12 protein-coding genes are annotated in these 13,393 nt (G+C 57.5%); 6 read left to right on the forward strand and 6 right to left on the reverse strand.

Features of this window, described 5'->3' with window-relative positions:
* Nucleotides 1–29: 29 nt before the first annotated feature.
* From pckA to FQK12_RS20585, 5 genes are all read right to left on the reverse strand, one after another.
* A complete protein-coding gene (pckA, locus tag FQK12_RS20565; RefSeq protein WP_014227066.1) occupies nucleotides 30–1,652 on the reverse strand; it encodes a phosphoenolpyruvate carboxykinase (ATP) in 1,623 nt (540 codons plus the stop codon).
* A gap of 348 nt (nucleotides 1,653–2,000) precedes the next feature.
* Nucleotides 2,001–2,885 carry an Hsp33 family molecular chaperone HslO gene (hslO, locus tag FQK12_RS20570; protein ID WP_162097157.1) on the reverse strand — a complete coding sequence of 295 codons (885 nt, stop codon included), beginning with the start codon at nucleotides 2,883–2,885 and terminating at the stop codon, nucleotides 2,001–2,003.
* An 18-nt stretch (nucleotides 2,886–2,903) separates the two neighbouring features.
* The gene (gene hslR, locus FQK12_RS20575; protein ID WP_014227064.1) at nucleotides 2,904–3,305 is read right to left on the reverse strand and encodes a ribosome-associated heat shock protein Hsp15; all 402 of its coding nucleotides are present in this window, start codon (nucleotides 3,303–3,305) and stop codon (nucleotides 2,904–2,906) included.
* Nucleotides 3,302–3,985: a GMP/IMP nucleotidase gene (yrfG, locus tag FQK12_RS20580; protein WP_004854954.1), complete on the reverse strand. Its 684-nt coding sequence runs from the start codon at nucleotides 3,983–3,985 to the stop codon at nucleotides 3,302–3,304. Before yrfG ends, hslR begins: the two co-directional genes overlap by 4 nt.
* A gap of 62 nt (nucleotides 3,986–4,047) precedes the next feature.
* A complete protein-coding gene (locus FQK12_RS20585; protein ID WP_038422959.1) occupies nucleotides 4,048–6,177 on the reverse strand; it encodes an intracellular growth attenuator family protein in 2,130 nt (709 codons plus the stop codon).
* 327 nt (nucleotides 6,178–6,504) lie between these two features.
* Between FQK12_RS20585 and nudE the strand changes: the two genes are divergently transcribed.
* The gene (gene nudE / locus FQK12_RS20590) at nucleotides 6,505–7,065 is read left to right on the forward strand and encodes an ADP compounds hydrolase NudE (RefSeq protein ID WP_004854946.1); all 561 of its coding nucleotides are present in this window, start codon (nucleotides 6,505–6,507) and stop codon (nucleotides 7,063–7,065) included.
* Nucleotides 7,066–7,210: 145 nt separating this feature from the next.
* On the opposite strand, the gene mrcA is transcribed toward nudE, so the two are convergent.
* Complete coding sequence (mrcA, locus tag FQK12_RS20595; protein ID WP_014227062.1) at nucleotides 7,211–9,769, reverse strand: peptidoglycan glycosyltransferase/peptidoglycan DD-transpeptidase MrcA; 2,559 nt, start codon at nucleotides 9,767–9,769, stop codon at nucleotides 7,211–7,213.
* A 117-nt stretch (nucleotides 9,770–9,886) separates the two neighbouring features.
* Between mrcA and FQK12_RS20600 the strand changes: the two genes are divergently transcribed.
* Genes FQK12_RS20600 through hofQ form a run of 5 tightly spaced genes read left to right on the forward strand, consistent with a single transcriptional unit; the run spans nucleotide 9,887 to nucleotide 13,185 of the window.
* Entirely contained in the window at nucleotides 9,887–10,678 is a 792-nt protein-coding gene (locus tag FQK12_RS20600; RefSeq protein ID WP_014227061.1) for a hypothetical protein, read from the forward strand.
* Complete coding sequence (locus tag FQK12_RS20605) at nucleotides 10,675–11,214, forward strand: PilN domain-containing protein (RefSeq protein ID WP_014227060.1); 540 nt, start codon at nucleotides 10,675–10,677, stop codon at nucleotides 11,212–11,214. The genes FQK12_RS20600 and FQK12_RS20605 overlap by 4 nt, the downstream gene beginning before the upstream one ends.
* Nucleotides 11,198–11,638, forward strand: coding sequence for a hypothetical protein (locus FQK12_RS20610; protein WP_014227059.1), 441 nt, complete (start codon nucleotides 11,198–11,200; stop codon nucleotides 11,636–11,638). Before FQK12_RS20605 ends, FQK12_RS20610 begins: the two co-directional genes overlap by 17 nt.
* Nucleotides 11,628–12,035, forward strand: a complete 408-nt coding sequence (locus FQK12_RS20615) for a HofP DNA utilization family protein (RefSeq protein WP_071881699.1) — start codon at nucleotides 11,628–11,630, stop codon at nucleotides 12,033–12,035. Before FQK12_RS20610 ends, FQK12_RS20615 begins: the two co-directional genes overlap by 11 nt.
* Entirely contained in the window at nucleotides 11,944–13,185 is a 1,242-nt protein-coding gene (gene hofQ / locus FQK12_RS20620; protein ID WP_014227057.1) for a DNA uptake porin HofQ, read from the forward strand. Before FQK12_RS20615 ends, hofQ begins: the two co-directional genes overlap by 92 nt.
* Nucleotides 13,186–13,393: the final 208 nt, after the last annotated feature.

Consider the following 13,393-nt stretch of genomic DNA (forward strand, 5'->3'; position numbering starts at 1 on the left):
TCCCGGCTTTTTCATTTCTGCGGACCCGATTAGCGTTTCGGCCCCGCGGCCACCAGCGCAGCGCCCGCCGGCGTATCGGTGTACTTCTCGAAGTTCTCGATAAACAGCTTCGCCAGCTGTTCCGCTTTCTCCTGCCACTGCTCCGGCGATCCGTAGGTGTTGCGCGGGTCAAGGATATGGGTATCCACGCCGGGAAGCTCGGTCGGGATCTGCAGCTCAAACATCGGCAGAGTGAAGGTTTCGGCGTTGTCCAGCGAACCATCAAGAATTGCGTCGATAATGGCGCGAGTATCTTTGATAGAGATACGTTTACCGGTACCGTTCCAGCCGGTGTTGACCAGATAGGCCTGCGCGCCGGACGCCTGCATGCGCTTCACCAGCACTTCCGCGTACTGCGTCGGGTGCAGCGACAGGAACGCCGCGCCGAAGCAGGCGGAGAAGGTTGGCGTCGGCTCCGTGACGCCGCGCTCGGTACCCGCCAGTTTGGCGGTGAAGCCAGACAAGAAATGGTACTGGGTCTGGTCGGCGGTCAGGCGAGAAACCGGCGGCAGGACGCCAAAGGCGTCGGCGGTCAGGAAGATAACCTTGGTGGCATGACCGGCCTTAGAGATCGGCTTAACGATGTTCTCGATATGGTTGATCGGATAAGAGACGCGGGTGTTTTCGGTCTTCGAACCGTCGTTAAAATCGACGGTGCCGTCGGCCAGCACCACCACGTTCTCCAGCAGCGCATCGCGGCGAATCGCATGGTAGATATCCGGCTCTGCGGCTTCGGAAAGCTTAATGGTCTTGGCGTAGCAGCCGCCTTCGAAGTTGAAGACCCCGTCGTCATCCCAGCCGTGTTCGTCATCGCCAATCAGACGGCGTTTCGGATCGGTAGAGAGGGTGGTCTTGCCGGTACCGGAAAGGCCGAAGAAGATGGCGACATCCTCTTTTTCCCCTACGTTGGCGGAGCAGTGCATGGAGGCGATGCCCTTCAGCGGCAGCAGGTAGTTCATGATCGAGAACATCCCTTTTTTCATTTCGCCGCCGTACCAGGTGCCGCCGATGAGCTGAATGCGCTCGGTCAGGTTGAACGCGACGAAGTTCTCGGAGTTCAGACCCTGTTCTTTCCACTGCGGGTTGGTGCACTTGGCGCCGTTCATCACGATGAAGTCCGGTTTGAAGTTTGCCAGCTCTTCATCGCCTGGTCGGATAAACATGTTCTTCACGAAATGCGCCTGCCAGGCGACTTCGGTAATAAAGCGGACGCTCAGGCGGGTGTCGGCGTTGGCGCCGCAGAAGGCGTCAACGATAAACAGACGCTTGCCGGAGAGCTGGCGGGTCACCAGCCCCTTCAGGTGCTGCCACGTTTCCTCAGAGAGCGGCTTGTTGTCGTTCTTGCCTTTGCCTTTATCAGCCCACCACACCGTATCGCGGGTGGTGTCATCACGAACGATATACTTATCTTTTGGAGAACGGCCGGTAAAAATACCGGTATCTACGGCGATTGCACCAAGATTTGTTAATACGCCACGTTCATAGCCTTCCAGATTGGGGGCGAGCTCTTCTTCATACAAAGTATCGTAGCTGGGGTTATGAACGATATCCTGGACGTCATTGATACCATAAGCCTTGAGATCCTGCGGGGTTAAACCATTATTAACGCGCATGTCACTGCTCCTTAGCCAATATGTACTGCTTTAAATTGTAGGGTTTATTACGGGGTATAGACCGCGACCAGGCTCATAGATTTACGTATCTCGACAAACGGCGGACTTACGAAAAACGTTGTGACTCCTGTCACGAGGCGTAGGGGATTATCTCAGGAATTAGGGCATAGTTGGGGGTAGATGTTTCTTAATGGTTAAAAAGTAATTAAAAAAACTGTTGAAATGTGAATGTAATCGCTTACCTGAAAGAAAATTACGTAACTCTTTCATGGGGAATCGATTCACCACGCGCAGAAAAAGCGTTGACGCCAGGCGCGAAAAGGGAAACCGCGCCTGGCGAAGCGATGATTAGTGGAGCTGCGGGTCGGCCGGGGAGGCGTTGTTACGAATTTCGGCAATATCCATCGCATTAAAGATGTAGTGATTACCGCAGTAGTCGCAGTGCATATCGATTTCACCTTCATCGGCCAGGATGCTATCGATCTCCTCATCCGGCAGCGTTTTCAGCGCGCCGGCGCAGCGCTCGCGAGAGCAGGTGCACTTAAACTCGACGTTCTGCGGCTCGTAAACGGTGACTTCTTCTTCGTGATACAAGCGCCAGAGCACATCGTTCGCTGGCAGGGTAAACAGCTCTTCAGCTTTGATGGTCTCAGTCAGGGTGCTCAGATGTTCGAAATCCGCCGCCTGTGCGTCCTGCGCCGGCAGAACCTGCAGCAGCATGCCGCCGGCCATCGGTTTACCGTCGTGTTCACCGCTACGAATGATCAGTCGGGTCGGCAGCTGTTCGGAGCGCTGGAAGTAATCTTCGAGGCAGGCCGCAAGGGTATCCCCCTCGAGACCGACCACGCCCTGATAGCGTTCGCCCTCTTCCGGAGAGATGGTAATGACCAGATATCCGTTACCGACCATGGTTTTCAGGTCCGCCCCTTCCGGGAGCTCGCCCTGGACGCGGGCTACACCGCGCATCTGCTGCTGGTTGTTGCCGTTGATCACCGCCAGCGACAGCGGGCCATCGCCCTGCAGCTGAACGGTAATATCGCCGGCGAACTTCAGCGTGGCGGTCAGCAGGCTGGTGGCAACCAGCAGTTCCGCCAGCACGGTTTTCACCGGCTGCGGGTAGCTATGGTTGGTCAGAATCTGTTCTAAAGTTTCTGAAACGGTTACCAGCTCACCGCGTACGGCATAGTTTTCAAACAGATAGCGGTGTAATTGATCGTGTTGAGTCATAATCATCTCTCTTGCGGGCCACAGTTATTCACTATCGCCGTGTTTAAATCTCATCAGGTCGCGGCGCTCTTTCTTATCCGGTCGCCTGTCGGGATGCGGCATGGTTAACGCGTTCATCTTCCGCGCCAGCGCCATTTTCTCGCGTTTCTCGATGCTCTCCGCCGTCTCTTCATAAAGCGCGACGGCTTCACTGGCGGGTCTGCGCTGTTCGGTAATGCCCTTTACCACGATGGTTCGTTCGTCATTGCCCTGGCGAAGCAGCAGGGTCGCGTTCAGCTCGACCACTTTGCCCGGCTTACTGCGTTGTCCGTTATAGTGCACCTTGCCGCCTTCAATCATCTCGCGCGCCAGCGCACGGGTTTTATAAATGCGGGCTGCCCACAGCCATTTGTCCAGCCTGACGGCTTCGACGGGTTTTTCTTTCATGGCCTCTCCTGTAGGGTCAGCGAGGGGATCAGATGCCGGTAGTCATTCAACCCCGGATGGCGAGCGTAGCTTTTTTCCGCCAGCCCGGAGTCGGGGTTGGTGATACCGAGGCAATAGCGGATGCCGTACTCCGCCGCCGCGTCCAGAATCGCCTCGTTATCGTCGACGAAGAGCGTATTACGCGCGTCGAAGCCGGTTTCTTCAGCCACGGCGTGCCACAGCCGCTGATCTTCTTTCGGATAACCAAATGTGTGGGTGGAAAGCAATAAATCAAGGTGTGCATCCAGCCCGGTGTGCTTTAGCTTCACCGCCAGATTATGCGGATGGGCGTTGGTCAGCAAAATCCGCCGTTTGCCGCTGTTTTTTAGCGCCTCGAGGAACGGCACGGTATCTTCACGCAGCGCGGCCCTTGGCCCCTGCTCGCTGGTCATCGCACAAATATCCAAACCAAGGCGCTCGCTCCAGTAGTCCAGGCAGTACCAGTTTAGCGTATGTTGCACCGCGTGGTACTCCTGGCGCATTGCGTCCCTGGCTTCCTGCAGGTTGAGACCCCGCGCGGCGCCCCAGGTTTCCGGCACCAGTTTTTGCCAGAAGTAGTTGTCGAAGGCGAGGTCGAGCAGCGTGCCGTCCATATCCAGCAGAACGGTATCAACCTCCTGCCAGGCGATATCAAAATGCATGGTGGGTCTCCAGCGAGGGGGAAAATTGCGCGACAGGGTATCATACCCGGTCGCGCAGAGAATTATTCTTGCGGTTCCGGTGAGGAAAGGAGATCCGGATTCAGGCAGCTTTCGTAGTATTTCTGAATCTCTTCCTGACGCTGGCGATGGCGCTGATAGCGACGAAAAGCCTGGAGGCCGTGATACGCCGTACAGCCCAGCATGGTCAGCAGCAGCAGCGTGGTGCCGAGATAGCGCCACAGACCGGTGCGATCGGGAATACGATGCAGGTTGATGTGCTGCGTCCCGTTGGCATCGGTATAAAGATTGGTGACGATGCCTTCTGCCTGGAACGGCGTGTGCATTAACATGCCCGCCAGGCGCTGCAGTTCGCTCCACTGCTGGTGTGCAGGGAAGTCGTATAACCCGGTGCCTGGCCATGGCTGATTCACCAGGTCGCTGCCTTCATCGCTGGCAATCAGGAAACCGCCGGGCGCCGGGCTATTCAGCGCCTGCGCCGCGCGCGAGGTTTCACGGCTGATGAACGGGGCGGTGGAGGTGGTGACCAGATTCTCCAGCGACTCCGCGCTTACCGGGCGTAACAGGACGTTGACCCCATCCAGCTTGCCCGCGTTTGCGCGTTTGGTCAGGGTTTCCCAGTTGCGGGTATTACCGAGGTTAACCAGCGCATTCTTCAAACGAACGCAATCGTCTTTCGCAGAGCACAGGTCGTTAGTTTTGGTGACGATATCGCCAAAGTCATCCAGCAGCACCATGCCTGACTTCTGAATGGCGGAACGCAGCGCCGGGCTGACGCGCGAATCGTCATCAGATTCGGGATGGAGCTGGCGCTGAACGGTCTGCATCAGGGCGGTGGCCTTACTGACGATATCTGACTCCGGCAGCGGCAGGGGAGGGGCATCATTCCAGACGATTTGTGAACAATCGAACGGCATAAACGACGAGTTCTCTTTTGCCGTCCAGGCGCCCGGCGAGTGGATGTTGCACATTCCAGTGCCTTTCAGGCGCAGCGTGTCGCCGATGCGAATCTTTGACTTCTCCAGCTGGGCAACCGTCGTGGCTTCGATAGTTTGTGCGCCCTTGAGCCATGAAAGGGTGAATTTAAAGGGCATATTCAGCGGTACGCTGGCCCACAGCATCACGACGACCAGCAGCGCGCCCAGGGCGATAATCGCGCTGCGGAGCCAGTACTGAAGCGGGAAGTTTTTGACCTCATCATGCAGCGACAGGAAGCGCCCCTGGCGGACAACGTGGCGGCTAAGATAGATGTCGATATCCGTTTGTTGGCCGAGGTCCTGCGCGATCCACGGCTGCCAGTGGCGCGGGTAGATAAGATCGATAATGCCGAGGGAAATATTATTGATATGTTCCTGGTCGTTTTCACCAAACAGCCCCCAGCGTTTAGGCATGCCGCGCAGGCAGTGAATTTCCCGCAGCGATGTTTTACGTGGGGGGGCGTAAATACCCCATATGCCCGCAAGCAGGAGAAGCAACCCGCCGCCCAGTAGCCAGGGGGAAAAAACGTTGGGAGTCATTAGGCTGCAATAAAACAGCAGGAAAGCGGTGACCACCAGGATGGCTTCGCGCAGACCGTCAGGGCGGCTGAGCGCGTGCTCTTCAGGGGTTTCCGGGCGGATGTTCAGCAGCTCAATTTGTTCGCTCTCTTCTCCGCGGATGGAAGCCTGAGGCACGGAGGATTTTTCAAGCGCCAACCCTCGGGACTCGTGCGGGTAGTCGCTGAGGGTTTGCCCGTTGAGAGCAATCACCAGCGGCAGGCTATCGGTGGAGATTAATTCGACGCTGTTTTCATCATTGATGTGTTGTTCCCAGAAGGGAGGAAGATGAATTTCAACGGAATCAAGGAAGTAGCGCCATTTGTTGAGCTCGTCGGTGGTGATGCCGTAGCGAGTGATGGCTCGGGTGACGCTATAAACGGTGCCGCTCTGTTCGTTCAGGGTCAGGTTTACCGGCGCGCTGATGGCGCCTGATGCCGGCAGCTGCTGGTTGCGGCTGAGACGGTCGAGGTATTTTTCTACGGCGCTGCGCTCTTCATCGGAAAGCTTGCGCGTCGCGGCATCGCTAAAGGCCTGCAGCAGCGGCAGGCGACGACGTCTTGCATGCGTGCGATACCACCACCCGATAAGCAATGCGCAGATTAGCAGAGCTATCAAAAATATCAGAAAGGTGCCCATGCCCATCCCATCATAGTTATTCTTTTCTTACTGGTATCGTCGGTTGCCATTCATCAATGGAGGTAAAACAGCCGTCGCAATCGGCACTCTGTTAAAGCGGGAACATCTCTTATGCAAAGCAGCAGCATACAACCTTATCAAAAACGTTAAAATCCAGGAATCAGTATATTCTCAAATACTATTCAACCTATTGACTTTTTAGTCATTGTGATAATCGGGCTCGGGACGGGAAAGTTGCAACTATGTAAATTAGTAGCGATTAGGATTGCCGAAACCGTGCTGCGTATCGCACAATGGCCGCTGTAATCACAGCATAGACCGATGACAATGAGCAAATCATTACAAAAACCCACTATTCTCAACGTTGAAACAGTCGCGCGCTCGCGCCTTTTTAATGTTGAAAGCGTGGACCTCGAGTTCAGCAACGGCGTGCGCCGAGTGTATGAACGGATGCGGCCTTCTACCCGTGAAGCCGTGATGATTGTGCCGATTGTCGATGACCATATAATCTTGATTCGCGAATACGCTGTCGGTACGGAATCCTATGAGCTGGGCTTCTCAAAAGGCCTGATCGATCCGGGTGAAAGCGTACTGGAGGCCGCCAACCGCGAGCTAAAAGAAGAGGTCGGCTTTGGCGCGCAAAAACTGACGTTTTTGAAAAAGCTGAGCATGGCCCCCTCCTACTTCTCCAGCAAGATGAACATTCTGGTGGCGGAAGATCTTTATCCGGAATCGCTGCCCGGCGACGAGCCCGAGCCGCTGCCCCAGGTTCGCTGGCCGCTGTCGCAGCTGATGACGCTGCTTGATGAAGAAGACTTTAACGAAGCGCGTAACGTTAGCGCGCTGTTCCTGCTGCGCGAATGGCTGCAGGCGCAGGGGCGGCTGTAGCGTCACTCCCGGATAACGAAAAATGCCCCACGGCGGGCCTTACGGAGCCGTTGCGGTAGGTCGTGGTAAAGGCGCCAGCCGTGGCACGATATCTACAACCGGTTTTCCGTCAGCCAAAAAAAAGCGCCCGCAGGCGCTTTTTTTGTCAGAACAGTTCGTGGGTTTCCCCCCCGCCATCGGTAATGGTGGTGCCGACTTCATGAACCGCCTGCTGGGTAGGCTGAGTGCCCTCAATAAAGTACTCAGCGCGGCTGTTACCGCCGCTGGCCAACTGACCGGTACTGCGGTCAATGTTGACCGTAATAATACCCGGCGGCGGCGTAAGCGGTTCTTCCGGTACGCCTTGCAGCACGTTTTTCATAAAGTCATCCCAGGCCGGCTGAGCGCTTTTGGCGCCGCCTTCATAGCCCGATATCTGATCTTTGATTGCCCCGGAGGCGGTGGTGCGGCCAAGGTCGCGACGGTGGTCATCGAAGCCAATCCATACCGACGTCACCACGCCAGGGCCGTAGCCCGAGAACCACGCATCTTTTGAACTGTTGGTGGTCCCGGTTTTGCCGCCGATATCGTGACGCTGCAGATCGCGCCCCGCTCGCCAGCCGGTGCCCATCCAGCCCGGTTCGCCGAAAATATTAGTGTTCAGGGCGCTTTTAATCAGGAACGCCAGCGGGGTGTTGATCACGTGCGGCGCATACTCGGGTGCGCCACTTTGCGCCACCAGCGACTGGTTCGCCTGCGCCAGCTGCGGCTGCGGAGGAACGCCGGGGTTTTGCGGGTCCTGAGAGGTCGCTACGTCCTCAACGTCTTTGTTCTCGAGCACATCGGACTTCGGCGTATCGCCATAAATCACCGGAATATTGCACTGCGGGCAGGCAATTTTTGGCCGCTCTTCAAAAATGACGCCGCCCTGATCGTTCTCGATTTTGCTGATGAAATAAGGGCTGACCAGGAAACCGCCGTTAGCCATCACCGAATAGCCGCGAGCAACCTGAAGCGGGGTGAAAGACGCGGAGCCCAGCGCCAGCGATTCTGTCCGCACGATGTTCTGCGCCGGGAAGCCGAAGCGCTGAAGATACTCTGCCGCGTAGTCCACACCCATGGCGCGCATCGCGCGAACCATGACAACGTTCTTTGATTGACCCAGCCCCTGACGCAGGCGGATAGGGCCCGCATACTGCGGCGGGGAGTTTTTTGGCCGCCAGTCGGAGCCGGAGCCGGCATCCCAGCGGGAAATCGGCACATCGTTGAGCATGCTCGCCAGCGTTAAGCCTTTATCCATTGCCGCTGTGTAGAGGAACGGCTTAATGTTAGAACCGACCTGGCGCAGCGCCTGAGTCGCGCGGTTGAACTTGCTCTGGTTGAAATCGAAGCCGCCGACCAGCGCAATGATCGCCCCGTTTTGCGGGTTGATCGATACCAGCGCCGAGTTGACATCAGGCACCTGCGATAGCCACCAGCTGCTACCCACCTGGCGGACCCACACCTGCTGCCCGGCCTGCACCACATCGTTCACTTTACGCGGCGTGGCGCCCTGTTGGGTATCAGAGATAAACCGACGCGCCCAGCGGACGCCTTCCATATTCAGCGACACCGAGGTGCCGTTGCTCATGAGTGCGACGGCTTCCTGCGGGCTTGCCGAAGTGACTACCGCCGGAGAGAGCGGTCCGGTACTCGGGGTTTTTTTCAGGGTTTCGAGGATTTTCTGGTTATCCCACGGCGTTTCGCCCACCTTCCACAGCACCTTTTCCGGGCCGCGATAGCCGTGGCGCATGTCGTAATCCAGCACGTTATTCCGCACCGCCTGCTGGGCGGCCTGCTGATTTTTACGGGTAATGGTGGTGTAGACGCGATAACCGTCTTCATAAGCCTGCTCGCCGTAGCGGCTGACCATTTCCTGACGCACCATTTCGCTAAGATACGGGGAGGAGAAGGCGATTTCCGGCGTATGGTAGCTGGCGTCAATCGTCTGGCTACGCGCCTGATCGTACTGCGACTGCGTGATGTAGCCTTCGCTCAGCATCCGTGAGAGAACAACGTTGCGGCGGGCGGTTGCGCGATCCATGGAGTAGAGCGGGTTAAACGTCGACGGCGCTTTAGGCAGGCCCGCAATGACCGCCATTTCGCTCAGCGTAAGCTGGTCGACGGATTTCCCAAAATAGACCTGCGCGGCCGCGCCGACGCCGTAGGCGCGGTAGCCAAGATAGATTTTGTTCAGGTACAGCTCAAGGATTTCATCTTTATTGAGCAACTGCTCGATGCGGATCGCGAGGAAGGCTTCTTTCACCTTACGCATCAGCGTCTTCTCAGGGCTCAGGAAGAAGTTGCGCGCCAGCTGCTGAGTAATCGTACTGGCGCCCTGCGAGGCGTGGCCGGAGAACATCGCGACGCTGGCCGCGCGGAAAATCCCGACCGGGTCAACGCCATGATGCTCATAAAAACGGCTATCTTCGGTGGCGATAAACGCTTTTATCAGCTCAGGCGGCATTTGCTGCAGCGTGACGGGAATACGGCGTTTTTCGCCATATTGCGCAATCAGCTCGCCATCCGCGCTATAGACCTGCATCGGGATCTGCAGGCGCACATCCTTCAGGGTTGCGACGTCGGGGAGCTGCGGCTCTATATATTTATAGAGACCAAAAATCGAGCCTGCTCCCAGCAGTACGCAACAGACTGCAAGGATAAAAAGATACTTTACGAACTTCACCGGAGATTTCTCATTTAGTTTTCATTGGGCAGTTTATAAACAAACGCGCAGTAGTATAAAGGCAAGCCTGGAGCATTGATATAGCGAAGCATATCGGCGGATAAGGAGATCGTAGGCATGGCTTTTAGAAACTGGCGCATAGGAATGCATATTCAGCAGGACCATATTGCTATCGTCGCGTTATTACTCGAGCGTTCACGCTGGGCGCTACGTCGCTGGTGGCGTATCCCGCTGATTCCCGGCACCGTGCGGCAGGGCATCGTGGTGGACGTTGAGTCGCTGGCCCGCCAGCTGCAGCCCTGGCGGCGGGAGCTGCCTTTGCAGCATCAGGCGTGTATTGCCTTCCCGGCGGCGCGAACGCTGCAAAAGCAGCTTCCGCGCCCGCAGATTTCATTACGAGAAAGCGAGCAGGCGACCTGGATCGCCAGCGCGATGGCGCAGCAGCTGGAAATGCCCGCGTCATCGCTCTGCGTCGATTATGTGGACGCCAGAGCGGCCGATGGCTGGCGGGTCACCGCCGCGCAGCGCCTGGATATTAACGCCCTCGGCCAGCTGGCAAGCCGCCTTAAGCTGAAGGTGGTCGGAATTGTGCCGGACGCCAGCGCGCTTGGCGCCTTTTTCCCCTGGCTGCCCGTCGAGGTTCAGGGGCTGGCGTGGCGTGACGAAACGAGCTGGCTTTGGGCGACCGCCGATAGCTGGGGATGCTGTCCGTGCAGCGACGTTCCCTCTTTTCCCGGCCTGGTTTCCCGGGTGAACGCCGGAGAGTTTCGCCTTTGCACCTCTGCCTCGCTCGACGGGCAGAATTTTGACGCATGGAGCGCCATTCATCGCCTGCAGCCCCCGCTCCCGGCCCGTGGCGATAGCTTTACCGTTGCCCTCGGCCTGGCGCTGGGAGCGGGTCAGCCATGAGCCACATCGTTAACTTCCTTCCCTGGCGCGAAACGCGTCGACGGCAACGTCTGCGGATGGCAGGACTGCTGATTGTGGGTTTGCTACTTATTCTGCTTGCGGCGATCCTCGCCTCACGGCTCAACAAACGGGCCAGCCACTCGCTTGAAACGGCGAGGATAAGCGCTGACGACCTGCTTTATAGCGCATTACAGCAGCGTGAACGCGCCATGCGCCAGCGCCTGCAGCAGCAGGAACAACGGCGCCTGCGCTATCTGCGGCGCGAGAGAACCGCCGCCTGGCAGCCAACGTTACAGGCGATAGCGTCGCGTATGCCGGAGCACGCCTGGTTAACGCTGCTGGAATACCGACAGAATACCCTGGTACTGAGCGGACTCACGTTGCATCTAAAGGGGCTGGCTGAGCTTGAAAAGGCGCTGGGGAGCGTTGCCGGCCTGCGTCCGCCAAAGGCGGGAGAAACGCACCGCGACAGCGAAGGGCGCTGGTTATTTCACTTTTCCATGGCCGAAGAGGACGACAATGCAGTGGGACGTTGAACGTTGGCTGACGGGGCGCAAATATCTGTTCATGATATCCGTCGCTCTGGTCCTCATCGCCGTAATCGGGTTCTGGCTACTGCTGCCTCTCCAGGCAGAAACGTCGGCCGGGCGCTCGCCGCAGGTACAGGCGCAGTGGCGAAAACTGCTGCCGCTGAGTAGCGCTTTACAGACCGCCGGGATGGCGGAAGACGCGACCCAGGTTTTTACGCCTATTGATCTTCCTATTGCCGGGGCGACGCTTATCGCCTGGCGGCCAGGGGGCTCCGCAGGCGAGATGCAGCTGGCGGTTGACTGGCAAGCGGTGCCCGCGCTCTTTTCCTGGCTGGCTCGCTGCGGGATGCGCGCTACGGCTTTCTCCCTGCAGCCGGAAAAGCAGGCGTTACGGTTGACCCTGCATCTGGAGGCGGAAGATGCGCCTTAAATGGTGGTGTTGGCTGCTGTTCCCGCTCCCGCTGCTGGCTGAAGAGCGCGATCCGTTCCAGCCCCCGGTGGACCGCTGCCGGACGGCGCAGCTTAGCCAGTGGCGCTACGGCGGTGCTATCGGCGATTCGCTGGCGCTTATGGGTATCGTGCAGGATAGCGCCGGGAAATGGCGCCGCGTGAGGGCGGAGGCTATTTTGCCCACGGGCTGGCGGGTGACGCGCCTGACGCCAGAGGAAATGACAATATCAACCGGTCCTGGGTGTGAACCCGCACAGTGGGTCTGGCTGCGAAAGGGAATAAAGAATGATGCGATGGACAAGCCTGCTGTTTCTGCTCCTGCCGCTGATGGTCGTCGCGGCCAAAAAGGATCTTCCCGTGTCGCTGGTCGTCGATGATGCGCCGGTGTCCCAGGTACTGCAAACGCTGGCGGAGCTGAAGCAAAAAAATCTCGTGGTGGCTCCTGACGTCAGCGGTACGGTATCTCTTCATCTGAAGGAGGTGCCCTGGTTACAGGCGCTGCGCTCGGTTATCGACAGCGCCGGTCTGGCCCTGACTCAGCAAGGTTCGGTCCTGTACGTGCACACTCAGGCGTGGCAAAAGGCGCAGCAGCTGCTGCTGGAAGCGGAAAAAGCAAAGCGTCTGCAGAATCTTCCTTTGCAGGGGTATAGCGTGACCTTGCATTATGCGGATGCAGAAGATTTAGCGAAGGCGGGTGAAAAACTGCTGAGCGCTCGCGGGCATATGATGGTCGATAAGCGAACCAACCGCCTGTTGATTCGTGATGATGCCCGGCACCTCCCGGCGTTAAAAGCGTGGGCCCGGGAGATGGATGTGCCCGTCGGCCAGGTTGAGCTGGCGGCGCACATCGTCTCAATGAGCGAAACCAGCCTGCGCGAACTGGGCGTTAAGTGGAGCCTGGCCGACGCCAGCAGCCCGCCGGGCTCCGGTAAATTAACCACCTTGAGCAGCAACCTGGCGGTAGGGGATGCCAGCACGAGGGCCGGGTTTAACATCGGCCGCATCAGCGGGCGGCTTCTGGAGCTGGAACTTTCCGCGCTTGAGCAGAAGCAGCAGGTGGACATTATCGCCAGCCCTCGGCTGTTGGCTTCCCATATGCAGCCCGCCAGCATTAAGCAGGGCAGCGAGATACCTTATCAGGTCTCCAGCGGCGAAAGCGGGGCGACCTCCGTTGAGTTTAAAGAGGCGGTGCTGGGGATGGAGGTGACGCCGACGGTGCTGCATCACGATCGCGTGCGTTTAAAACTCAGGATTAGCGAAAATACGCCGGGCCAGGTGCTCAAACAGGAAAATGGTGAAGCGCTGGCTATCGATAAACAAGAAATAGAAACGCAGGTTGAAATGAAAAGCGGCGAGACCCTGGCGTTAGGCGGGATCTTTGCGCAGAAAAATAAAACGTCTCGCGATGGTATTCCTCTCCTTAGCGACATCCCCTGGCTTGGTCAGTTATTTCGCCGTGACGGTAAGGATAACGAACGACGTGAACTGGTTGTCTTCATCACTCCACGTATTCTGGCAGTGCATTAAGCGGGTTTTTCATGCTAAACACGTTTCAGGTGTTTGACGTGAGGACGGATTTAGCATACAAGGGGTACCGATTTGAGAGTCGGGTACGACATCAATCCTCCCTTTCTTGTCCGGTGATTTATTCTGTTGCCAAACCAGCCGGAGTATTGAGATAATTTTTAGTCTGACTCTCGCTCTAATTGCATATGAGGTTTCAGTTCATGTCCTG

The organism is Klebsiella sp. ME-303 (assembly GCF_007910085.1).
GTDB classification, from domain to species: Bacteria; Pseudomonadota; Gammaproteobacteria; order Enterobacterales; family Enterobacteriaceae; genus Klebsiella; species Klebsiella michiganensis.